The organism is Streptomyces sp. NPDC055966 (genome assembly GCF_042269865.1).
In the GTDB taxonomy this organism is placed as follows: Bacteria; Actinomycetota; Actinomycetes; order Streptomycetales; family Streptomycetaceae; genus Streptomyces.
Genome location: NZ_JBHJYK010000008.1, coordinates 282,630 through 304,488 on the forward strand (window position 1 = coordinate 282,630; position 21,859 = coordinate 304,488).

Below are 21,859 nucleotides of genomic sequence, written 5' to 3' on the forward strand. Positions count from 1 at the left end.
GGCGCGGTCGTGGTGGCGGCCGGGATCGCTCACGGGGCCTCCCGCCCGTCGTACTGGCTGCGTGCCGAGTCGCTGACCCGGATCAGCAGGGCCACGATCGCCCAGTTGGTGACCACCGAGGAGCCGCCCTGGGCGAGGAACGGCATCGCCATGCCGGTCAGCGGGATCAGCCCGGTCACCCCGCCCGCGATCACGAACACCTGGAGCGCGAGCAGCGAGGCGAGTCCGACGGCGAGGAGCCTGCCGAACGGCTCGCGCAGGGCGAGCCCGGCCCGGAAGCCGCGCTCCACGAGCAGGGCGTACAGCAGGAAGATCGCCGCGAGTCCGGCGAGGCCCAGTTCCTCGCCCGCCGTCGCCAGGATGAAGTCCGACTTGACGGCGAAGCCGATCAGCACGGAGTGCCCGAGCCCGAGCCCGGTGCCGGTCACCCCGCCGGCCGCGAACGCGAACAGCGACTGGGACAGCTGGTTGGGCCCGATCCCCGCGTCGATCGTGTGGAACGGATACAGCCAGTCCTCGATCCGCCCGCCCACATGCGGCTCGAACCGTCCGACGGCATCGGCGCCCAGCACCGCCAGCAGCAGCCCGACCGCGATCCACCCCGTCCGGCCGGTCGCGACGTACAGCAGCACCACGAACAGCCCGAAGAACAGCAGCGAGGTGCCGAGGTCCCGCTCCAGGACCAGCACGCCGACGCTCAGCAGCCAGATCGTCACGATCGGGCCGAGCACCCGCCCGGTCGGGAACTGGAGCCGCCACAGCCGGCGCCCCGTGTAGGCGAGCGCGTTGCGGTTGGCGGCCAGGTACGCGGCGAAGAACACCGCGAGCAGCACCTTCGCGAACTCGCCGGGCTGGATGGAGAATCCGGCGATCCGCAGCCAGATGCGGGCCCCGTTGACGGGCGGGAAGAGGATCGGCAGCGCGAGGAGCACGAGGGCCGCGGCCACGAACACGTACGCGTACCGCTGGAGCATCCGGTGGTCGCGCAGCAGCAGGACGACGACGGTGAACAGCCCGATCCCGAGCGTGGACCACACCAGCTGGGCGGGTGCCGCGCGGTCGTGCGGGGTCTCCAGGTCCAGCCGGTAGATCAGGACCAGGCCGAGCCCGTTGAGCAGCACCCCGATCGGCAGCGGCAGCGGATCGGCGTACGGCGCCCGCAGGCGTACGACGAGATGCGCGACCAGGGCGAGCATCCCGAGCCCGGCGCCGTAGCCGAGGGCGCCGGGCGGGACGGTGCCGGTCCGGGCGAGCCCCACCGCGCAGTAGCCGTACACGCACAGCAGGACGGCCAGCACGATCAGGGCGAGTTCGAAGCCACGGCGCCGGGGGAGGCGTACGGCGGGTGCGGGTCTCCGCGCCGCCGCCAGGGTGGTTCCGGCCTTGGTCATGCCCGGAACCTACCCATATGGGGCGTCTTGTGGGCTGTGCCCACTAACACGAGCGCGGCGCCGGGCCGACGTTGGCGATGTAGCGCGCCGACCCCCAGGCCCAGGTGCCGTTCGTCAGCAGGTACCAGACCGGGTTGCCGCGCACGGCGTCCCCGGAGGTCTTGCAGTAGATGGAGACCTGCTCGCCCTGCTTGACGAACCGCACCTGCCGGTTGCTGCGGTCCGGCCGCTCCCGCAGCCAGATCCCGCCCTTGGCGGTGACGACCCCCTTGTAGTGCCCGAGCCCCTCCTCGCCCCCCTTGCCGCCGCCGGCGGCGGCGGGGGCGATGGAGGCGGTGGCGAGGAGGGCGCCGGCGGCGGCCGCTACGGCGAGTGATCGGGTGAGGGAACGGGGCAAAGACATGTGGGCCTCCAGAAAAGGGGCGAAACCTTACTGTTCGCCACATTACGAGGCGTCAGGTGGCCCAGCCCGGCACGACGCTCTCTCAGAGGCCCGGGGATTCGTCCACCGGGAGGATCAGCGTGGCCACCGCGCCCCCGTCCACCGCGTTGGCGAACGCCAGCCGCGCGCCCAGGACCTCCGCCTGGCCCTTGGCGATGGTGAGCCCCAGCCCGTGTCCCGTGGCCCCGCCCTCCGTGCGGAACCTCTGCGGCCCATGGGCCACCAGGTACTTCGGATACCCGCCCCCGTGGTCCCGCACGGTCACCACCGGCCCGTCCACCGTCAGCACCACGGGAAGCCCTCCGTGCTTGTGCGCGTTGGCCACCAGGTTCCCCAGCACCCGCTCCAGCCGCCGCCGGTCGGTCTCCACGCGCGCGTTACGGACGATCCGCACCTCCGTGTCGGTGCCCGACGCCCGCACCACCCGCCGGGCCAGCGCCCCCAGCTCCTCGGTGCCCACCGCCGGCTTCTCCCGCCCGGTGTCGAGCCGGGAGATCTCCAGCAGGTCCTCGGTGAGGGTGCGCAGCGCCGCCACCCGGTCCCGCACCAGCTCCGTCGGCCGGCCCGGCGGCAGCAGCTCCGCGGCCGCGTGCAGCCCGGTCAGCGGGGTGCGCAGCTCGTGCGCCACGTCCGCCGTGAACCGCTGCTCGCTCAGCAGCTTGCTCTGCAGCGTGGAGGCCATCCTGTCCAGGGCCGCCGCGACCGCGGCCACCTCGTCCTGCGGCCGGAACGGATCCTTGGACAGCGGGTCGTCCACGCGCGCGTCCAGGTCGCCGGTGCTGATCCGCCGCGCCACGCGCGCGGTGGCGTGCAGCCGCCGGGTCACCCGGGTCACCGCGAACACCCCGACCAGCACGGTGATCCCGATCGCGAGCCCCGACGACCACAGGATCGAGGTGTCGAGCCCGGTGATCGTGCGGACCTGCTGCGAGTAGTCCAGCTCCACGGCCAGCGCCCGGTGCCCGGCCGCCGGGCCCGCCGCCCACATGGTCGGGCGCCCCCGGTGCGTGGAGACCACCGTGCCGCGCTGCCCCGACGCCGCCAGCGACCGCAGCGACGAGGGCAGCCCCTCGGGGTCCACACCGGCGCCCGGCAGCAGCGTGTCCCCGGCCTCGTACGCCTGCGTGGCGTCGTCGAGCCGGGACAGCGCCTGGTCGCGGGCCTGGTTGACGGTCCGGTCGGTCACCGAGACGTGCACCAGGACGCCGAGCAGCGCGGCCAGCGCACAGCACATGACCGTGATGAACACGGCCGCCTTCACGGCGAGCGGACCGGCCCACCGCGGCAGACCGGGCTTCACGAGGTGCCCGCCGAGGGGGTGGCCGACGGGGGTGAGGAGGCCGGGGCGGAGGCCGGGGTGGAGGACCTGGCGGAGGGTGAGGCGGACGGCGCGGCGGACCGGGACGGCTTCGTGGCCTTCCGTCCGTCACCGGTGTGCAGGTACTCGTCCCGCGAGAACACCATCGCGCGCTGTCCCGGGTCCCACACCCAGGTCGTGCGGTACTCGTAGCCGGAGATGTCCGCCGGCGAGCGCTCGATCAGCGCCCGCCCGGCCAGCTCCACCCCGAGGATCGCGTCGTTGTCGGCCAGCACCTGCACCAGCCGGTGCTTCTCGACCGTGTAGACCCGTACCGCCGTCTGGTTGGTCGGGTAGAGCCGGAAGCCGAGCGTCAGATCGTCCTTGCCGTCGCCGGTGAGGTCCCGGTAGTACGGCTTCAGCAGCGGGCAGCGCGCCTCGTCGCCGCCGGGCCGGCAGTCCTTCAGCCGGTCCACGGTCCCGTGGTACGCCCCCTTCGACCCGTAGTCGTCCGGCTCCGACCTGATCTCCGCCGCGACCACGTCGACCGGGTTCACCTTGCGGATGTCGTCGCCGGGGACCTTGATCCCCTTGACGAGCGACCGGGTCGCCACGTCGTAGGGGTAGGCCGGGCTGGACGCCGGCCGGAGGTCGGGCCAGAGCTTGGCGGGGCTGACCGCCGTCGGGGTCGGCCCGGCGGCCCGCAGCGCGCCGCGGTCCCCGCAGCCCGATGCCGTCACCGACAGCAGGGCGACGGCGACCGCGGCGAGGGCGATACGCGCGGGACGGCGGGCTGGCACGGTGCTCCTGGGGCTGACGGACGGACGGGCGGGCGGGCGGACTGGTCGGACGGGCGGACTGGTCGGGGCGAGGGGCCGGACGGGACCCCGTACAACCTTATGCGTAGTCTCGTATTGCTCGTAATTTTGTAGGGAAGTCCTTTTTATTCCCTGGGGGTGGTGCTGCGCAGAGGTTACTCGGCCAGATCTTCGAGCAGCCGGACGGTCGGCAGTCCCGCGCGCAGGTACTCCACGAACAGCTCGTTGTGCAGCGCCCAGGCCGAGCGGCGGGCCCGGATCAGCTGGATCACCTCGTCCGGCGAGGAGTGTCCGCGCTGGACCAGGGCGTGGGCGACGACCAGGCCCGAGCGGTTGTACCCGTGGTAGCAGCGCACGAGCACCCGGCGCCCGGAGTCCAGCGCCTCGTTCGCCGCGCCTGCCAGCCGCATCACCCCGGCGAGCTGCGTCCCGTCCAGCGGTCCGTCGGGAATCGGCCACACATGGTGCTCGACGCCCGGATCGGGGCCGTGCCCCGGCAGCCGCAGCAGCGTCTGCACCACGTCGAACTCGTCCCGCACCACGACGGGCTCCGCCCGCCCGGAACAGCCCCGGACCTCGTGCCCGCCCATCCACAGGCCGGGCACGATCTCGCTCCACGGACGCTCCGGAGCCGGTACGGCGGGCTGCCTCCCGCGGATCCGCAACGGCGCCTCCCCAACTCCCCTGCACAGGGCCGTCCTCCAGGGCCTTTCTTCAAGGTAACCGGTCTTGCCCCCGGAGCACCCCGCCTGTTCCCATGGTCGAGGGGTGATGGCGCATGAACGCACTGCGCGTGGTGCCGGCCTATCGGCACGGCCGGGAACGGCTGTACGTCTGCCGCCCGGACGGCAGCAACGTCGCCTGGTACGACCGGGAGGCGGGCCGGGTGAACCTGCTCGGCGAGGACAGCAGGGACGACGTACTCCACGCCCTGAAACCCTTTCTGACCGGCCCGGTGACCGTGGGCCCGCCCCCGGTCCCGACCCCGGCCGAACTGGCCCGGCTGACCCTGCACCCCGACGACGACCTGGCGCCCAACCGCCCCGGCGAGGCCCTGCTCGTCGCCCTCGACCGCGATCCCGGCCCCGCCCACCGGCTGCGCCCCGACCCGCGCCGCCGCGCCCTGACCGCCGAGCAGACCGTCGGCCAGGCCCTGGACGCCCTGGAGGGCGCCGGCTGGCACACCCTGCACTCCCTCGTGCTGCCCGGCGGCGACCGCATCCACCATCTGCTGCTCGGCCCCGGCGGCGTCTTCGCCGTCCACTCCCTGTACGCCCGTAAGGCCCGGATCCTGGTCGCCGACCCCCTGGTCACCGTCGGCCGCCGCGAGCCCGAGCCCCTCCTGCGCCGCCTGCGCGCGGACGCCGACCGCGCCTCCTACGCCCTGACGGCCGAGGTCCGCCCGGTCCTGGCCCTCGCGGGCCCCGCCGAGGTGACGGTCACCGCCCGGCCGCGCGCCCTGCGGATCCTCCAGGACACGGACCTGGCGGACCTGGCCCGGCTGGGCGGGGTGCTGAAGCCGGCGGACGTGGAGGCGCTGCACGGAATGGCGCGGGACCGGAACACGTGGGGGAGGGTGTAGGAGTCACCCGGGCAGCGGAGCCGCCGTCTCCGGGTCCAGCAAGGGTGCCATCAGCTCCCCGAGGTCCCGCAGCCGCGGGGCGATGTCCCGAGCCTGGAACTCCAGCTGGGACGGGTTGCGGCAGTCCGCGACCTCGTCCCAGGTGACCGGGGCGGAGACGAGCGGTGTGGGGCGGGCGCGCAGGGTGTAGGGCGTGGCCGTGGTCTTGCGCGCGGCGTTCTGGCTCCAGTCGACGAACACCTTGCCCGGCCGCAGGCTCCTGGTCATCCGGTGCACCACCAGCCGGGGCATGGCCCGCTCGGCCTCGACGGCGAGCGCCTTGGCGTACTCGCTGGCCCGCTCGGCGGACGAGCCCCGCACGGCGGCCAGCAGATGCAGCCCCTTCGACCCCGCCGTCTTCGGGTACGCCGCGATCCCGTCCGCCGCGAGCCGCTCGCGCAGCCACAGGGCCACCTCGCAGCAGTGGACGAGATGGGCGGGCGGCCCCGGATCGAGGTCGAACACCAGCCGGTCGGCCTCGTCGGGGCGCTGCACGAGCCACTGGTGCGTATGGAACTCGGTGACGAGGTTCGCGGCCCAGACGAGGCTGGCCAGATCCTGTACGACGACCATCCGGGCCGGCCCCTCCGAGCGGGGCACCTCGGCGGTGGTGACCCACTCGGGCGTACCCGGCGGCACGTTCTTGGTGAAGAACACCTGCCCGTCGGGCCCGTCCGGATAGCGCAGGAAGGACACGGCCCGGTCGCGCAGATGCGGCAGCAGCGCGTCGGCGCTGGTCGCGTAGTAGTGCACCAGCTCCGCCTTGGTGAAACCGGTCCGCGGATACAGCACCTTCTCCAGGTTGCTGAGCGCGACCCGCCGGCCCGCCACCTCTGTGATAGGCGTCATAAGATGACAATCCCAGATAAACAGGCAAAACCAGCGAAACCGGTGGAACCGACGGAAGGGCGGGTGCGGCACGTGCGGTCGATATGGAACGGCGCGATCTCCTTCGGTCTCGTCAGCATCCCGATCAAGCTGGTGAACGCCACGGAGAGCCACTCGGTCTCCTTCCGCCAGATCCACACCGAGGACGGCGGCCGCATCCGCTACCGCAAGGTCTGCGAACTGGAGGACCGCGAGGTAAGCACCGCGGAGATCGGCAAGGGCTACGAGGACGCGGACGGCACGATCATCCCGATCACCGACGACGACCTCTCCCACCTCCCCATCCCCACCGCCCGCACGATCGAGATCGTGGCCTTCGTACCGGCCGACCGGATCGACCCGCTCCAGATGGACGCGGCGTACTACCTGGCCGCGAGCGGGGTCCCGGCCGCCAAGCCGTACGTCCTCCTCCGGGAGGCCCTGAAGCGCAGCAACAAGGTGGCCATCGCGAAGTACGCCCTGCGCGGCCGCGAACGCCTCGGCATGCTGCGGGTGGTCGGCGACGCCATCGCCATGCACGGCCTGCTCTGGCCGGACGAGGTACGCGCCCCCGAGGGTGTCGCCCCGGACACCGACGTCACCGTCCGCGACAAGGAACTCGACCTCGCCGACGCCCTGATGGACACCCTGGGCGAGGTCGACCTGGCGGACCTGCACGACGAGTACCGGGAGGCCCTGGAGGAGGTCATCGCCGCGAAGGCCTCCGGCGAGGCCCCGCCCGAGACCCCGGCCCCCGCGGCCGGCGGCAAGGTCCTCGACCTGATGGCGGCGCTGGAGAGCAGCGTGCGAGCGGCCCGCGAGTCCCGGGGCGAACCCCCCTCGGACGTCGAGGCGGAGGTCAGACGCCTGCCACGCAAGACCGCCGCCACCGAGAAGAAGACTCCGGCCGCCAAGAAGACGGCGACGGCGAAGAAGCCTGCGGCCAAGTCCGCGGCGAAGAAGACCGCCAAGCCGACGACGAAGAAGACCGCGTCCCGCAAACGGTCGGCCTAGGGGCAGGCAAGTTCAGATGTCACCCGATCGTGCAGCAGACCCCCACTCTCAACCGGGTGCCGCGAACTCTTCAGCTCGCGGCCGTAGTTGAGAAGGATTCTGGTACATGCGAGACCGAGGAGTCATCTGTTTTGCGGATTGGTACCCGTTTCTTCTTGTGGTCTGCGCAGCCGTTCAACGCGCGCCCTGGATCATCGAATCTTTGTTCGCAACCTACTTTTGGGTGCTGGTCAAATCTTGATGACGGTGGCGTGTCCGCTGCAGAGGGCGGTGAGGTCCTCCGGGTCGGAGGTCAGGATCGTGACTGGGTCGGGGGCGGCGAGGGCGGTTGCGCTGAGCATGGCGTCGATGGCGTACTTGTGGCCGTGCAGCCCGGCGTCAGCGAGGAGCACGGCGGCGTGGCGGGCGATGGGCTCGGTCACCGGTTCCACGACGAGTCGGGACAGTGTCCACTCCAGGGCCGGCCGGTTGATCCGGGGGTGGACCACCTCGACGAGGGTTGCCGCAGAGGTGATCACTCGCAGGTCGTCGGCGCGTGCGAGGGCGAGCCAGCCGGTGACTGTGCGATCGCGCAGCACGGCCTTGGCTAGTCCTTCGCTGTCCAGGACGAGGGTGCCACCAGGGACGGCAGGAGATCGGGTCACGCGGCGTTCGCCCCGTCCCGTGTCTGCTCCAATCGGGCCTGGTGAAGCTGGTCGCGGAGAGTCTGAATCTCCTCGTCCGTGACGGGCCCGTGTTCGGCCTCGGCGACCTGGATGAGCTCGTTCAGATTGTCGCGTTCGATCTGACGGGCCACGGCGGCGGCCACGTAGGCGGACAGCCCGGAGGGGCCGCTGCGGGCCTTGGCGGCTTCGGCGATGTCGCGCGGCATAGTGATGGAATACTTGCCGGTAGGCTCACTCATGCTACTCATCCTACCCCTCATCCTCTCCGTGGGTGTCGAAGTCCCGCCTTGCAGAGAGAACCCCCTATGACTCGCCTTGGTGACTTGTGCGTTACCTGGCATGCACAGCGACGACGCCGAGGGCCCCGCTGCAACCTGGGCCGGAAGCGCTCCCCTGGTCAGAGAGGTGGTGGACGTCATGAGGAGTTCGGGATCGCAGACACACCGCGTTCCCAGACGGAGAAGTGGTGGCAAGACCGTGATTGCGGCGCGGGCCGGCAGAAACACTTCCGCGGGAAGTGCGACGGAAGTCAGGGCGCTAGCGGACGAGCTCGGCGCCGCGCTGGTCCGAGCGGTCCGAGTGGGCGCCGCTGATGAGTCGGTCTCTGCGGGGACGAGCCACGGCTCGGTCTCCACCAGCTGGTATGACTTCGCGCTCGGCTATCTGGAGATGCGCTGGCCGCAGGTCGGGGCGAAAACCCGCAACGAGACCAACGATGCACTGTGCTCGGTCACCCAGGCGATGCTCCGGAACGTACGAGGCCGCCCCAACGACGAGTTGCTGCGGCAGGCGCTGCGGGACTGGGCGTTCGTCGTGCCCCGGCCGGACCCGCGAATGGCGCCCGCCGACGTGCGGCTTGCTCTGCGCTGGGTGGAGAGGGCGTCACGCCCCTTGGTCGACTTGATGGACCCGGTCGTCATGCGGGCGGTGATGCAAGCCCTGCAGGTGAAGCAGGACGGCATGATCGCAGCCGCCGAGACCCAGGGACACAAGCGCATGACCCTCGTGAACGCAGTGCGGTACGCGATCGAGCAAGGCGGACTCCGCACCGACCCGATGGCCCCCATCAACAGGCGGATCACCAAGACGGTAAAGCAGGTCGACCCACGGGTAGTCGCCAACCCTGCCCAGGTGCGCTCCCTGCTGTGCGCTCTCTCGTACGTCGGTGGCTACCGGCGTGCCCGCGGACGGCGGTTGGTCGGCTTGTTCGCTGGCATGTACTACGCCGGCCTGCGGCCTGCGGAGGCGGTTGCAGTGTCCCTGCCGGACTGCGTTCTGCCCACGGAGGGTTGGGGCAGGGCGATCCTGCACGTCACTCGACCCCAGGCGGGCAAGAAGTGGACCGACACCGGACGCCTCCATGACGAGCGTGGTCTGAAGAGCCGCCCGCCGGGCGACACCCGACCGGTGCCGCTGCCGCCCGAGCTGGTGATGCTGTGGCGGGAGAGCATCCAGACCTTCGGCACTGCGGAGGACGGACGGCTGTTCTTCAACGAGCACGGCGGCATCGTAGGCTCCAGCACCTATTACGGCGTCTGGCATGAAGCCCGTGACCTTGCCCTCCCGCCGGATGTGGCGGACTCACCGCTCGCGGCCCGCCCGTACGACCTCCGCCACTCGGCCCTGTCTACCTGGCTGAATGCCGGTAGTAGAGCCCACCGAGGTCGCCGAACGCGCTGGCAACAGCGTTGAGGTCCTCATGACCCGATACGCCAAGTGCCTGTATGGACGACAAGCGGTCGCTAACCAGCGCATCGAGGCGCTGCTCAAGGAGTACCGATAGAGCCCGATGAACGTGTGCGTTCGCTGACTCGTCGCGGTCAACAGTCCGAGCTTCCGATCCGGTGACGCTCACCAGGTACGGAGGAGCGCGGAAAGGGGCCCGGTGCGGGCGGTTTGCCCCGGAGCCGGAGCAACTTTTCCGGGTACGGGGCGTACGTCAGTAGCGAGGTGTAGAGATGTCCCACACCGTGGCTGGGGCTCGGCCCCTACTTGGGGCGTCGTTTCGGAGGCACCGGCCCCGGGATGACATCGAGATTCATGTGCTCCTTGAACAGGTGCACCAGGTTGGCTCCGTCGAGGAGTTCGAGGCGTCCGTGTTCGTTGGCGAATGCCTCGCTGGCTCGGCCGAACCAGGAGGTTGACACCAGGATGCCTTTGGCAGCCCGCTTGTGTTCCACGACGCCGGCGAGTGCGGAGACGGTCTCGAACGGGACCACGTTCTTGGTGCGTTTGGCCTGGATGATGCACAGGCCCTTCATCACGGGGTCAGTGTTCATGGCGACCGCATCCACACCCTCGTCCTTCGAGGGCTGGGTGTTCACGCTGTCCAGGCCGATGGCTTCGAACAGTTGCCTAATGAGGTGCTCGAACTCGGTGGGTGTCAGGTCGATCAGTACGGGGCGGCTGTCCAGGCCCGCCACGACGTCCAGGCTGTCCATGATGCGGAACTTGGACAGGTCGAACGTGACGAGCGGCCGCACCGGCTCCAACTCGTATGGGTTCGGCGAGATCAGTGACCGCAGTCGTTTCAAGCAGGCCCGTGGATCCACTTGGGTCAGGACCAGCTGACTGAACTCGTCCCGGTCGGTCTGGAGCGTGATCAAGCACGGGTGGACGTCCCGCCCGGTGGCGCGGTCGATGGTGGCCACATGCCCGTTCAAGGCGATGGACTGGATCACGCCGTCGGTGTCGGCGGCAAAGAGTTCGTGCACGGTGCGCAGAGCTGTTTGAGCCAGGACTGACGCGTACAACTCCTTGCGCTCTTTCTCCGGACGCGGAACAGGCGTGATCTCGTCACGCGTCTTCACGTACCGGTATGAGCGCGCCGCTGGGACCACGTCCTCCAGTGGCAGGTCGATCTCAACCAGAAGGTCACCCGTATCCGCCTGGTACGAGACCTGGTGGGCCTTGGGGAAGCCGTGCGGGTAGCCGGAGGCGGCCAAGACCTGGTCGGCGAACCACCCGACGGCCTCCACGTCTCTGTCCCGGTACGCGCTTCGTCGCTGTTCGAGGTCGGTATTCCATGCCTCGACCCGGGCGGCCTCTTCCTGGTTGCGCTCCTCGTGTTGGGCGCGAGCCTTTTCCAGCTTCTCGACGCGCTTCTTTTCGTCGCGCGCATGGTCTCGCAGTGCTCTGTCGAACCGCTTGCGGGCGGCTTCGACCTCGGCGTCGTGGCCGCGCCGTCCGAAACCGAGAGCGCTGAGCAGCCCCCGCGGTGCCTCCGGCTCGTACTCCTCCCAGCGCGGCACGGGTGCGGCTTTCGTACGTCCCTTGGGTGGCACGAACAAGGAGGGAACAAACTCCTGCTTCAGCCGATCGAACGTCAGCGGTTGTCCCTCCAGTACGGCTGTCTGTAACAGCTTGGAGAGTTGCTCGGCATCGTTCTCGGCAACGCTGGACCGGTCGACGGCTTCCTGGGCGCGGGCCGCTTCATGGGCGAGCTTCTCCTCACGGGCCTTCCGCTTGGCCTCGGCCTCAGCGGCCTTCCGAGCTCGCTCCCGTTCTCTGGCCTGCCGCGCGAGCTCCCGTGCGTAAGGATCGTTCCCGCCCGCCACTGTTTCCCCCAGCTCAGTGCATGATCGTCAGTCGGAACCTTCCGCAGTATCTCTCACCGGGTCGGCGACGTCAGTAGGTACTTGCCGAAGGCATCCTCTGCCATGAACTGCCCCGGCTGATCCAGGGGTTAACCTGCGCGATCAGCTCCAGCAGGAACATTGGCCGGTCCAGGCGGGCTGCAGTAATGACCCCCTGACGCGACCGATGCGAACTCCGACCCAGGAAAGTGAAACGGCCTGCTGCGCCGGGTGCGCTTCTCGCCGTCTTGGCTGCAAACAGACAGGTGAGGAGAGGGGCTTCTCTTACAGGAGCCTCGTTTGTTCACGTTCGTCCCACGCATGTCCCGCATGGAGCGATTCCATGGGATCGGACAAATGGGAAATCGCCGGTTCGGTGCTGTGAAGCCCCAGGTCAGCGTCCCAGGGCGTCGGGCGATCACGGCCAGGTTGACCGTTGCAGTTTTGGCATGCACAAGAAAGGCGCTGATCTGCATTTCTGCAGCTCAGCGCCTTGATCCGGAGTGCCCCCGGCAGGATTCGAACCTGCGCACACGGCTCCGGAGGCCGTTGCTCTATCCCCTGAGCTACGGGGGCGTGTCGGCTGTTGAGCGCTTCGCTCGCGGCGACGGGTAGAACACTAGCAGGTCCGGCGGGGTGATCAGGAACCCGTTTCCGGGGGTGGGGAGCGGGGTGCGGCGGGGCCGGTGTGCGGTGGTCGGCGGAACGGGTCCCCTGTACGGGGCGGAAGTGGGGAAAACCCGGACGCGGTGGCCGGTCCGGACCTACTCTCGACGTGTGCCAGGCGCCTCGGGTCGGGTGCTTGTTGTGGACGACAACAAGGTCATCCGGCAGCTGATCAGGGTCAATCTCGAGCTGGAAGGGCTTGAGGTCGTGACCGCGGCCGATGGTGCCGAGTGTCTGGACGTGGTGCACCAGGTGCGGCCCGATGTCGTGACCCTCGACGTCGTGATGCCCCGGCTGGACGGCCTGCGCACCGCGGCCCGGCTGCGCGCCGATCCCCGTACGCACCATCTGCCGCTCGCCATCATCAGCGCGTGCACGCAGCACGAGGTCGAGAGCGGCCTCGACGTCGGCGTCGACGCCTTCCTCGCCAAGCCCTTCGAACCGGCCGACCTGGTCCGGCTCGTCAAGCAGCTCATCCAGCGCGGGGACGGCCGCGGGGGAGGCGGGCACGGGGGAGACGGCGGGCGCCGCGGCGGCGATGACGGGGGAGACGACGGCGAGGGCGACGGCGACGGGGAACCGGGCGGCGGGGGCGGGCAGGACAGTGCCGCCGACGGCGTACCGAGCCACCGGATCTTCTACGGCGGCTAGGCCGCAGCCCGTGCGGTCGGTGGGCCGTGAGCTGGGATGCCGGCCGCTCGCCCCTCCCGGAACCCCGTAAATCCCCCGCCCGTCCCACAGTGAGAAACCACGTCGCATACCCACCCCCTCCCTCCCCTACGCTTGTCCCGTGACCCCCGTCGAGTTGTCCCGCACCGTGCTGCATGCGGTGCGCCGTGCTGTCGATGACGGGGAGCTGAGTGTGACGGTGCCCGAGCGGGCCGTGGTGACCGTGCCGGGGCCCGGGGGGTGCGGGGACTACGCCACGACCATCGCCCTCCAGCTCGCCCGGTCGGCCGGGCAGCCTTCGCGACGGGTCGCCGAGATCCTGGTGCCCCGGCTCACCGACGCCGACGGCATCCGCGACGTCGTCGTCACCGGCCCCGGGTTCCTCAACATCAGCCTCGCCGAGCGGGCGCAGGCCGACCTCGTCACCGCCGTCGTCCGGGAAGTCGGCGCCCGCGGTGCCGCGTACGGCCACGGCGACGCCCTCGCCGGGCAGATCGTCGCGCTGCGCGTGCCGTACGAGGTCCGGGCCGAGGTCGTCGCCGACGCCGTCGTACGGCTGGTCGCCGCGCAGGGCGGGCGGGCCACCGTCGAGCACGGCGAGCCCGTCAGCCTGCGGCCGGTGCCCGCGCCGGAGGACCCCGCCCCGCTCGGGGCCGACGCCGCCCAGTGGGCGCTGCTGCATCCCGCACCGCACGACCGGCCCCGGATCACCGCCGACCATCTCGTCCAGCGGGAGAGCAATCCGCTGTTCCGGGTGCGGTACGCCCATGCGCGTGTCCGGTCCCTCAGCAGAAACGCCGGCCGCCTGGGCTTCAGCGCCGAACCCGGCCCCCTCGGCCTCGACAGCGACACCGACACCGGCTTCGACAGCGGTACCGCTCCCCACGAGCTGCTCGCCGCCCTCGCCGAACACCCCCGTATCCTCGCCGCGGCCGCCACCCACCGTGCCCCGGACCGGCTCGCCCGGCATCTCGTCACCGTCGCCGATGCCGCGCTGCCCTTCCTCGCCTCCGTGCTTCCCTGCGGCGAGGAGAAACCCTCGGCCGCCCACCGCGCCCGGCTCGCGCTCGCCGAAGCCGCCGGGACGGTGCTGGCCGGCGGCCTGTCCCTGCTCGGTATCGACGCACCCGAACATCTCTGAGGCCCCAGTGCAGACGCGCCCCGGAGAGAGACAGAGAGTCTGAGAGCCACCGTCATGAGCCGTTCCGCCCATCCCGCCGGGCCCCGTCACGCCGATGTCCTGCCCGAGGGCCACTACTCCGCGCCGCCCGCCGATCTCAACACCCTCGACCACAAGGTGTGGGCCCAGACCGTCGGGCGGGACGCCGACGGGGTCGTCACCGTCGGTGGGGTCGATGTGAACCGGCTCGCCGAGGAGTTCGGGACCCCCGCGTACGTCCTCGACGAGGCCGACTTCCGGGCCCGGGCGCGTGCCTGGCGCACCGCCTTCGGGCCCGACGCCGACGTGTTCTACGCCGGCAAGGCCTTCCTCTCGCGTGCCGTCGTGCGCTGGCTCGACGAGGAGGGGCTCAATCTCGACGTGTGTTCCGGCGGGGAGCTGGCCACCGCCCTGTCCGCCGGCATGCCCGCCGAGCGCATCGCCTTCCACGGCAACAACAAGTCCACGGACGAGATCCGTCGCGCCGTCGAGGCCGGGGTCGGGCGGATCGTGCTCGACTCGTTCCAGGAGATCGTGCGCGTCGCCCACATCGCGCAGTCCCTCGGCAAGCGGCAGAAGGCCCAGATCCGGATCACGGTCGGCGTGGAGGCGCACACGCACGAGTTCATCGCCACCGCCCACGAGGACCAGAAGTTCGGGATCCCGCTCGCCGGCGGGCAGGCCGCCGAGGCCGTGCGGCGGGCCCTCCAGCTCGACGGGCTCGAACTGATCGGCATCCACTCCCACATCGGGTCGCAGATCTTCGACATGTCCGGCTTCGAGGTCGCCGCGCACCGCGTGGTGGGGCTGCTCAAGGACGTCCGGGACGAGCACGGCGTCGAGCTGCCCGAGATCGACCTCGGGGGCGGGCTCGGCATCGCCTACACCAGCGACGACGATCCGCGCGAGCCGCACGAGATCGCCAAGGCCCTCACCGAGATCGTCACCCGGGAGTGCGAGGCCGCCCGGCTGCGCACTCCCCGGATCTCCGTCGAGCCCGGCCGCGCCATCGTCGGGCCCACCGCCTTCACCCTCTACGAGGTCGGCACCGTCAAGCCGCTCGACGGGCTGCGGACGTACGTGTCCGTCGACGGCGGCATGTCCGACAACATCCGCACGGCGCTGTACGACGCCGAGTACAGCGTCGCCCTCGTCTCGCGCACCTCCACCGCCGAGCCCATGCTCGCCCGCGTGGTCGGCAAGCACTGCGAGAGCGGGGACATCGTGGTCAAGGACGCGTTCCTGCCGGCCGACCTGGCGCCGGGGGACCTCATCGCCGTACCGGCCACGGGCGCGTACTGCCGGTCCATGGCCAGCAACTACAACCATGTGCTCCGGCCGCCCGTCGTCGCCGTGCGGGACGGGGAGGCCCGGGTGATCGTCCGGCGTGAGACGGAGGAGGACCTGCTGCGCCTCGACGTCGGCTAGTCACGAACAGAGGGGCTGGAAGATCTCCTGTCGCCCGGCCCCGTACAAATGAAATTCATGTCTCACGATCCGGACCAAGGGTAGAAACTCCCGTCCGGTGAGTGAGACTGGTCCAACCGTAGACGGTATGAGGAAACGAGGTCGGATGATGCGTACGCGTCCGCTGAAGGTGGCGCTGCTGGGCTGTGGGGTTGTCGGCTCAGAGGTGGCGCGCATCATGACGACGCACGCCGACGACCTCGCCCAGAGGATCGGCGCCCCGGTGGAACTGGCGGGCGTCGCCGTACGGCGGCCCTCCAAGGTGCGCGAGGGCATCCCGGCGGAACTCGTGACCACCGACGCCACCGCCCTCGTCAAACGGGGGGACATCGACGTCGTGGTCGAGGTGATCGGCGGCATCGAGCCCGCGCGGTCCCTGATCACCACCGCCTTCGAGCACGGCGCGTCCGTCGTCTCCGCGAACAAGGCCCTGCTCGCCCAGGACGGCGCCGCCCTGCACGCCGTCGCCGAGGAGCACGACCGGGACCTGTACTACGAGGCCGCCGTCGCCGGTGCCATCCCGCTGATCCGCCCGCTGCGCGAGTCCCTCGCCGGCGACAAGGTCAACCGGGTGCTCGGCATCGTCAACGGCACCACCAACTTCATCCTCGACAAGATGGACTCCACGGGCGCCGGCTATCAGGAGGCGCTCGACGAGGCCACCGCGCTCGGGTACGCCGAGGCCGACCCGACCGCCGACGTCGAGGGCTTCGACGCCGCCGCCAAGGCCGCCATCCTCGCCGGTATCGCCTTCCACACGCGCGTGCGTCTCGACGACGTCTACCGCGAGGGCATGGCCGAGGTCACCGCCGCCGACTTCCGCTCGGCGAAGGAGATGGGCTGCACCATCAAGCTGCTCGCCATCTGCGAGCGGGCGCAGGACGGGGCGTCCGTCACCGCGCGCGTGCACCCCGCCATGATTCCGCTGAGCCACCCGCTCGCCTCCGTGCGCGGCGCGTACAACGCCGTCTTCGTGGAGTCCGACGCGGCCGGCCAGCTCATGTTCTACGGCCCCGGCGCCGGCGGTTCCCCGACCGCCTCCGCCGTGCTCGGCGACCTCGTCGCCGTCTGCCGTAACCGGCTCAACGGCGCAACGGGGCCCGGTGAGTCGGCGTACGCGGCCCTGCCCGTCTCGCCCATGGGCGAGGTCGTCACGCGCTACCACATCAGCCTCGACGTCGCGGACAAGCCGGGCGTGCTCGCCCAGGTCGCCACCGTCTTCGCCGAGCACGGGGTGTCGATCGACACCGTTCGCCAGCAGGGCAAGGACGGCGAGGCCTCCCTCGTCGTCGTCACCCACCGGGCGTCCGACGCCTCCCTCACCGGGACCGTCGAGGCGCTGCGCAAGCTCGACACCGTGCGGGGTGTCGCCAGCATCATGCGGGTTGAAGGAGAGTAACCAGCAATGACCCACCAGTGGCGCGGAATCATCGAGGAGTACCGGGACAGGCTGCCGGTATCCGACACCACGCCGGTCGTGACGCTCCGCGAGGGCGGCACGCCGCTCGTGCCCGCGCAGGTGCTCTCCGAGCGCACGGGCTGTGAGGTCCACCTGAAGGTCGAGGGCGCCAACCCCACCGGCTCCTTCAAGGACCGCGGCATGACCATGGCCATCTCCAAGGCCAAGGAGGACGGGGCCAAGGCCGTCATCTGCGCCTCCACCGGCAACACGTCGGCCTCCGCCGCCGCGTACGCCGTGCGGGCCGGCATGGTCTCGGCCGTCCTCGTGCCGCAGGGCAAGATCGCGCTCGGCAAGATGGGCCAGGCCCTCGTGCACGGCGCGAAGATCCTCCAGGTCGACGGCAACTTCGACGACTGCCTCACCCTCGCCCGCGAGCTGAGCGAGAACTACCCGGTGGCGCTGGTCAATTCGGTCAACCCGGTGCGGATCGAGGGCCAGAAGACGGCCGCCTTCGAGATCGTGGACATGCTCGGCGACGCGCCCGACATCCACGTCCTGCCGGTCGGCAACGCGGGCAACATCACCGCCTACTGGAAGGGCTACAAGGAGTACGCCGCCGACGGCATCTCCGCGAAGACCCCCCGGATGTGGGGCTTCCAGGCCTCCGGCAGCGCGCCGATCGTGCGCGGCGAGGTCGTCAAGGACCCCTCGACCATCGCCACCGCCATCCGCATCGGCAACCCCGCCTCCTGGGAGTTCGCGCTCGCGGCCCGCGACGAGTCCGGCGGTGCCATCGACGAGGTGACGGACCGTGAAATCCTGCGCGCCTACCGGATGTTGGCCGCGCAGGAGGGCGTCTTCGTGGAGCCCGCCTCCGCCGCCTCCGTGGCCGGTCTGCTCAAGGCTGCCGAGCAGGGCAAGGTCGACCCGGGCCAGCGGATCGTGTGCACCGTCACCGGCAACGGTCTGAAGGACCCCGACTGGGCCGTCGCCGGCGCCCCGCAGCCGGTCACCGTGCCGGTCGACGCGGCCACCGCCGCCGAGCGCCTCGGCCTGGCCTGAGCCCTGGTAAAACCCTGACAGGGTGCACAGGGGGCTTACGACACGCATCGTGCGCCTCCTGTGCGCCCTATGTCGCCACAGAACCTTCCTTCGATAGGCTGTAGGGAACCCGCCCATTGCATATGCCCGCGCATATGGGTGACGCCGCGCCGTCTGCGCGGTCCGCGGGTCTCCAGCACGTATCGAACGTCATCGAATGTCTTCGACAGTCACGCAGCTCAAGGAGAGTCAACGAGCGATGGCCGGTCCAGCGTTCCGCGCCGCCGCCGTCCGGGTGCGCGTCCCCGCCACCAGCGCCAATCTCGGCCCGGGCTTCGACGCCTTCGGCCTCGCGCTGGGGCTGTACGACGACGTGGTCGTCCGGGTGGCCGACGCCGGGCTGCACATCGACATCGCGGGCGAGGGCAACGAGACCCTCCCGCGCGACGAGAGCCACCTCCTCGTCCGCTCGATGCGTACCGCCTTCGATCTGCTGGGCGGACAGCCCCGCGGCCTGGAAATCGTCTGCGCCAACCGCATTCCGCACGGCCGCGGCCTGGGCTCCTCCTCCGCCGCCATCTGCGCCGGCATCGTCGCCGCCCGCGCGGTGACCATAGGCGGGGAGGCCAGGCTCGACGACGCCGCCCTCCTCGAACTGGCCACGGAGATCGAGGGCCACCCCGACAACGTCGCCGCCTGTCTGCTCGGCGGATTCACCCTGTCCTGGATGGAGGCCGGCGCCGCCCGGGCGATCAGGATGGAGCCCAGCGATTCCATCGTTCCGGTGGTTTTCGTACCCGGAAAGCCGGTCCTGACGGAGACCGCGCGCGGTCTGCTCCCGCGCTCCGTGCCGCACGTCGACGCCGCCGCCAACGCGGGCCGTGCCGCCCTGCTCGTCGAGGCCCTCACCCGGCGCCCCGAGCTGCTGCTGCCCGCCACCGAGGACCGCCTTCACCAGGAGTACCGCGCCCCGGCCATGCCGGAGAGCGCCGCGCTCGTGGAGCGGCTGCGCGCCGACGGCATCCCGGCCGTCATCTCGGGCGCCGGCCCCACCGTCATGGCGCTGGCCGACGCCGACAGCGCCGACAAGGTCTCTCACCTCGCGGGTGAGGGCTGGGCCGCCAACCGGCTGGACCTGGACGTACAGGGCGCGAGCGTGCTGCCGCTCGCGACCTCCGGTGTTGATTAACTGCGTCCGGTTGCCGGATTTGGAGAGGGGGAATGTTTGTTGGATCCGGTAGTGTTAATCTCAAGTCTGCACCCGACCCCACCATGGCGAGGTGCCTCGTGTCCCCGTCCGGGACAGACATTCTTCCGGGAGCCTCCCACGCCACTCCGTGTTCCTTGCGCCGCACCTGGGCAGTACGACGTATGCGAGCACTGAGCGGGCCGCCGGGCACGCTCCGGAACCGGTGCTACCACGCCACGTGACACTGGGTGCCACGACTCGCGGAAGCGCCGATCACCGCACATTTCTCTTCCGCCGCTTTGGCGGACCACCGCCCCGGCGCGGTTCACAGAAGCAGGACCGTAGCCGGACAGCACAACCGGTCGCCGAGCCAGACAGGCCGACGTCCGCTCCAGGGAAGGACCCTTCGTGAGCGACACCACCGATCTGATGGGCGCACGTGTCGAGGAGACCGCTGCCGCGCCCGCCACGGACGCCTCCGCGCCTGCCACCGGTGCCGGCTCCCGGCGGCGCCGCGGTACCGGCCTTGAGGGCATGGTGCTGGCCGAGCTGCAACAGGTCGCCTCGGGCCTCGGCATCAGGGGCACCGCGCGGATGCGCAAGAGCCAGCTGATCGAGGTCATCAAGGAGGCGCAGGCCGCCGGTGGGGGTACCCCCTCCGGGGGAGCCGCCGCCAAGGCCGAGACCGCCACCGAGACCAAGCCCAAGCGCCGCGCCACCTCCAAGGCCCGCACGGGTGAGGCCGCCGACGGCGACAAGAAGGCCGAGGCTCCGGCCGAGAAGGCCGTGGCCCAGCAGCAGATCGAGATCCCCGGCCAGCCGGCCTCCGACGACGCGCCCACCGAGCGCCGTCGCCGCCGCGCCACCGCCGAGGCCGGCAGCCCCACCGCGAGCGGCGCCGAGACGGTCGTCGCCGAGGCGAAGGCCGAGCCCAGGACCGAAGCCCAGCAGCAGGGCGAGGGCGCCAAGGGCGACGCCGCCGAGGGCGAGGGCCGCGGCCGCCGCGACCGCCGTGAGCGCGGCCGGGACCGCGACCGTCGCGGCAAGGGCGACGACCAGCAGGGCCAGGGCGGCCGTCAGGACCGTCAGCAGCAGGGCGGCCAGCAGCAGGGCGGCAGCCGGCAGGACCGCCAGGACCGTCAGGACCGCCAGCGCGACAACGGCCCGCAGGACGACGACGACTTCGAGGGCGGCCGCCGGGGCCGTCGCGGGCGCTACCGCGACCGCCGTGGCCGCCGTGGCCGCGACGAGTTCGCGAACGAGCCGCAGCTCGCCGAGGACGACGTCCTGATCCCCGTCGCGGGCATCCTGGACATCCTCGACAACTACGCCTTCATCCGGACCTCCGGCTACCTGCCGGGTCCGAACGACGTGTACGTCTCCCTCGCCCAGGTCCGCAAGAACGGCCTGCGCAAGGGTGACCACGTCACCGGTGCGGTCCGCCAGCCGAAGGAGGGCGAGCGCCGCGAGAAGTTCAACGCGCTGGTCCGCCTCGACTCCGTCAACGGCATGGCGCCCGAACACGGCCGCGGCCGACCGGAGTTCAACAAGCTGACCCCGCTCTACCCGCAGGACCGGCTCCGCCTGGAGACCGACCCGGGCGTGCTGACCACCCGCATCATCGACCTCGTGTCGCCCATCGGCAAGGGCCAGCGCGGTCTGATCGTGGCCCCGCCGAAGACCGGCAAGACCATGATCATGCAGGCGATCGCCAACGCGATCACGCACAACAACCCCGAGTGCCACCTGATGGTCGTCCTCGTCGACGAGCGTCCGGAAGAGGTCACCGACATGCAGCGGTCGGTCAAGGGCGAGGTCATCTCCTCGACCTTCGACCGCCCGGCCGAGGACCACACCACGGTCGCCGAGCTGGCCATCGAGCGCGCCAAGCGCCTCGTGGAGCTGGGTCACGACGTCGTCGTCCTGCTCGACTCCATCACGCGTCTGGGCCGCGCCTACAACCTGGCGGCGCCGGCCTCCGGCCGCATCCTGTCCGGTGGTGTCGACTCGACCGCCCTGTACCCGCCGAAGCGCTTCTTCGGTGCGGCCCGCAACATCGAGGACGGCGGCTCGCTGACCATCCTCGCCACCGCCCTGGTGGACACCGGGTCCCGCATGGACGAGGTGATCTTCGAGGAGTTCAAGGGCACCGGCAACGCGGAGCTCAAGCTCGACCGGAAGCTCGCCGACAAGCGCATCTTCCCGGCGGTGGACGTGGACGCGTCCGGCACCCGTAAGGAAGAGATCCTCCTCGGCGCCGAGGAGCTGGCCATCACCTGGAAGCTGCGCCGGGTGCTGCACGCGCTCGACTCGCAGCAGGCGATCGAGCTGCTTCTGGACAAGATGAAGCAGACGAAGTCGAACGCCGAGTTCCTGTTGCAGATCCAGAAGACGACGCCGATGCCCGGTAACGGCGACTAGGACAAGAGCGTCGGAAAGGTCACAACCGAGATCCCTGCCACAGGGTTCACGGGCGTCGCCCACCAGGAGTGACTACGCAGAGTGCCCACCGCTGTACGCGGTGGGCACTCTGCGTTGTGCAACTCTGTCCCGAGTTTCTCCGTCTGACCGTACGG

General features: G+C 70.7%; 19 protein-coding genes and 1 tRNA gene. 10 read left to right on the plus strand and 10 right to left on the minus strand.

Going from position 1 to position 21,859, the window contains the following annotated elements; all coding sequences use genetic code 11:
* Positions 1 to 29: 29 nt before the first annotated feature.
* The 5 genes from ACFC8N_RS19505 to ACFC8N_RS19525 all read right to left on the minus strand — a co-directional run bounded on the left by ACFC8N_RS19505 (position 30) and on the right by ACFC8N_RS19525 (position 4,613).
* Positions 30 to 1,391, minus strand: a complete 1,362-nt coding sequence (locus tag ACFC8N_RS19505; RefSeq protein WP_356027679.1) for an FtsW/RodA/SpoVE family cell cycle protein — start codon at positions 1,389 to 1,391, stop codon at positions 30 to 32.
* A gap of 43 nt (positions 1,392 to 1,434) precedes the next feature.
* Positions 1,435 to 1,794, minus strand: a complete 360-nt coding sequence (locus ACFC8N_RS19510) for an SH3 domain-containing protein (RefSeq protein WP_356027682.1) — start codon at positions 1,792 to 1,794, stop codon at positions 1,435 to 1,437.
* 82 nt (positions 1,795 to 1,876) lie between these two features.
* Positions 1,877 to 3,133: a HAMP domain-containing sensor histidine kinase gene (locus ACFC8N_RS19515; RefSeq protein WP_362818639.1), complete on the minus strand. Its 1,257-nt coding sequence runs from the start codon at positions 3,131 to 3,133 to the stop codon at positions 1,877 to 1,879.
* On the minus strand, positions 3,130 to 3,930 hold the full coding sequence (locus tag ACFC8N_RS19520; RefSeq protein WP_376288878.1) for a hypothetical protein: 801 nt from the start codon (positions 3,928 to 3,930) through the stop codon (positions 3,130 to 3,132). Before ACFC8N_RS19520 ends, ACFC8N_RS19515 begins: the two co-directional genes overlap by 4 nt.
* A 173-nt stretch (positions 3,931 to 4,103) precedes the next feature.
* Positions 4,104 to 4,613: a protein phosphatase gene (locus tag ACFC8N_RS19525; RefSeq protein ID WP_376288879.1), complete on the minus strand. Its 510-nt coding sequence runs from the start codon at positions 4,611 to 4,613 to the stop codon at positions 4,104 to 4,106.
* A 113-nt stretch (positions 4,614 to 4,726) separates the two neighbouring features.
* On the opposite strand from ACFC8N_RS19525, the gene ACFC8N_RS19530 reads away from it, so the two are divergent.
* Positions 4,727 to 5,530 carry a nuclease-related domain-containing protein gene (locus ACFC8N_RS19530; RefSeq protein WP_356027692.1) on the plus strand — a complete coding sequence of 268 codons (804 nt, stop codon included), beginning with the start codon at positions 4,727 to 4,729 and terminating at the stop codon, positions 5,528 to 5,530.
* 3 nt (positions 5,531 to 5,533) lie between these two features.
* Here the strand turns inward: ACFC8N_RS19530 and ligD are convergent, their stop codons facing one another.
* On the minus strand, positions 5,534 to 6,418 hold the full coding sequence (gene ligD, locus ACFC8N_RS19535; protein WP_356027695.1) for a non-homologous end-joining DNA ligase: 885 nt from the start codon (positions 6,416 to 6,418) through the stop codon (positions 5,534 to 5,536).
* A 72-nt stretch (positions 6,419 to 6,490) separates the two neighbouring features.
* Here ligD and ACFC8N_RS19540 point away from each other — a divergent pair, with 72 nt between their 5' ends.
* Positions 6,491 to 7,450 (plus strand): Ku protein, encoded by a 960-nt coding sequence (locus ACFC8N_RS19540; protein ID WP_376288880.1) that lies wholly within the window; start codon positions 6,491 to 6,493, stop codon positions 7,448 to 7,450.
* Positions 7,451 to 7,680: 230 nt separating this feature from the next.
* Here the strand turns inward: ACFC8N_RS19540 and ACFC8N_RS19545 are convergent, their stop codons facing one another.
* Positions 7,681 to 8,094 (minus strand): type II toxin-antitoxin system VapC family toxin, encoded by a 414-nt coding sequence (locus ACFC8N_RS19545; protein WP_376288881.1) that lies wholly within the window; start codon positions 8,092 to 8,094, stop codon positions 7,681 to 7,683.
* Positions 8,091 to 8,354: a CopG family transcriptional regulator gene (locus ACFC8N_RS19550; RefSeq protein ID WP_376288882.1), complete on the minus strand. Its 264-nt coding sequence runs from the start codon at positions 8,352 to 8,354 to the stop codon at positions 8,091 to 8,093. The genes ACFC8N_RS19545 and ACFC8N_RS19550 overlap by 4 nt, the downstream gene beginning before the upstream one ends.
* Positions 8,355 to 8,454: 100 nt before the next feature.
* On the opposite strand from ACFC8N_RS19550, the gene ACFC8N_RS19555 reads away from it, so the two are divergent.
* Positions 8,455 to 9,807 carry a tyrosine-type recombinase/integrase gene (locus tag ACFC8N_RS19555; protein WP_376288883.1) on the plus strand — a complete coding sequence of 451 codons (1,353 nt, stop codon included), beginning with the start codon at positions 8,455 to 8,457 and terminating at the stop codon, positions 9,805 to 9,807.
* Between the two features lie 296 nt (positions 9,808 to 10,103).
* On the opposite strand, the gene ACFC8N_RS19560 is transcribed toward ACFC8N_RS19555, so the two are convergent.
* Positions 10,104 to 11,672 (minus strand): restriction endonuclease, encoded by a 1,569-nt coding sequence (locus ACFC8N_RS19560; protein WP_376288884.1) that lies wholly within the window; start codon positions 11,670 to 11,672, stop codon positions 10,104 to 10,106.
* A 522-nt stretch (positions 11,673 to 12,194) separates the two neighbouring features.
* Positions 12,195 to 12,266, minus strand: a tRNA-Arg gene (locus ACFC8N_RS19565).
* Between the two features lie 222 nt (positions 12,267 to 12,488).
* Here ACFC8N_RS19565 and ACFC8N_RS19570 point away from each other — a divergent pair.
* The 7 genes from ACFC8N_RS19570 (at position 12,489) to rho (ending at position 21,704) form a co-directional block, all read left to right on the plus strand.
* Positions 12,489 to 13,007, plus strand: coding sequence for a response regulator (locus tag ACFC8N_RS19570; RefSeq protein WP_376288885.1), 519 nt, complete (start codon positions 12,489 to 12,491; stop codon positions 13,005 to 13,007).
* Between the two features lie 139 nt (positions 13,008 to 13,146).
* A complete protein-coding gene (gene nrtL, locus ACFC8N_RS19575) occupies positions 13,147 to 14,166 on the plus strand; it encodes an ArgS-related anticodon-binding protein NrtL (protein ID WP_376288886.1) in 1,020 nt (339 codons plus the stop codon).
* A 54-nt stretch (positions 14,167 to 14,220) separates the two neighbouring features.
* The gene (gene lysA, locus ACFC8N_RS19580; RefSeq protein WP_356027714.1) at positions 14,221 to 15,612 is read left to right on the plus strand and encodes a diaminopimelate decarboxylase; all 1,392 of its coding nucleotides are present in this window, start codon (positions 14,221 to 14,223) and stop codon (positions 15,610 to 15,612) included.
* Positions 15,613 to 15,757: 145 nt separating this feature from the next.
* Positions 15,758 to 17,050, plus strand: a complete 1,293-nt coding sequence (locus ACFC8N_RS19585; RefSeq protein ID WP_356027717.1) for a homoserine dehydrogenase — start codon at positions 15,758 to 15,760, stop codon at positions 17,048 to 17,050.
* Positions 17,051 to 17,056: 6 nt separating this feature from the next.
* A complete protein-coding gene (gene thrC, locus ACFC8N_RS19590; protein WP_356027719.1) occupies positions 17,057 to 18,115 on the plus strand; it encodes a threonine synthase in 1,059 nt (352 codons plus the stop codon).
* A gap of 238 nt (positions 18,116 to 18,353) precedes the next feature.
* On the plus strand, positions 18,354 to 19,283 hold the full coding sequence (gene thrB / locus ACFC8N_RS19595) for a homoserine kinase (protein WP_356027721.1): 930 nt from the start codon (positions 18,354 to 18,356) through the stop codon (positions 19,281 to 19,283).
* A 408-nt stretch (positions 19,284 to 19,691) separates the two neighbouring features.
* Positions 19,692 to 21,704: a transcription termination factor Rho gene (gene rho, locus ACFC8N_RS19600; RefSeq protein ID WP_362818742.1), complete on the plus strand. Its 2,013-nt coding sequence runs from the start codon at positions 19,692 to 19,694 to the stop codon at positions 21,702 to 21,704.
* Positions 21,705 to 21,859: the final 155 nt, after the last annotated feature.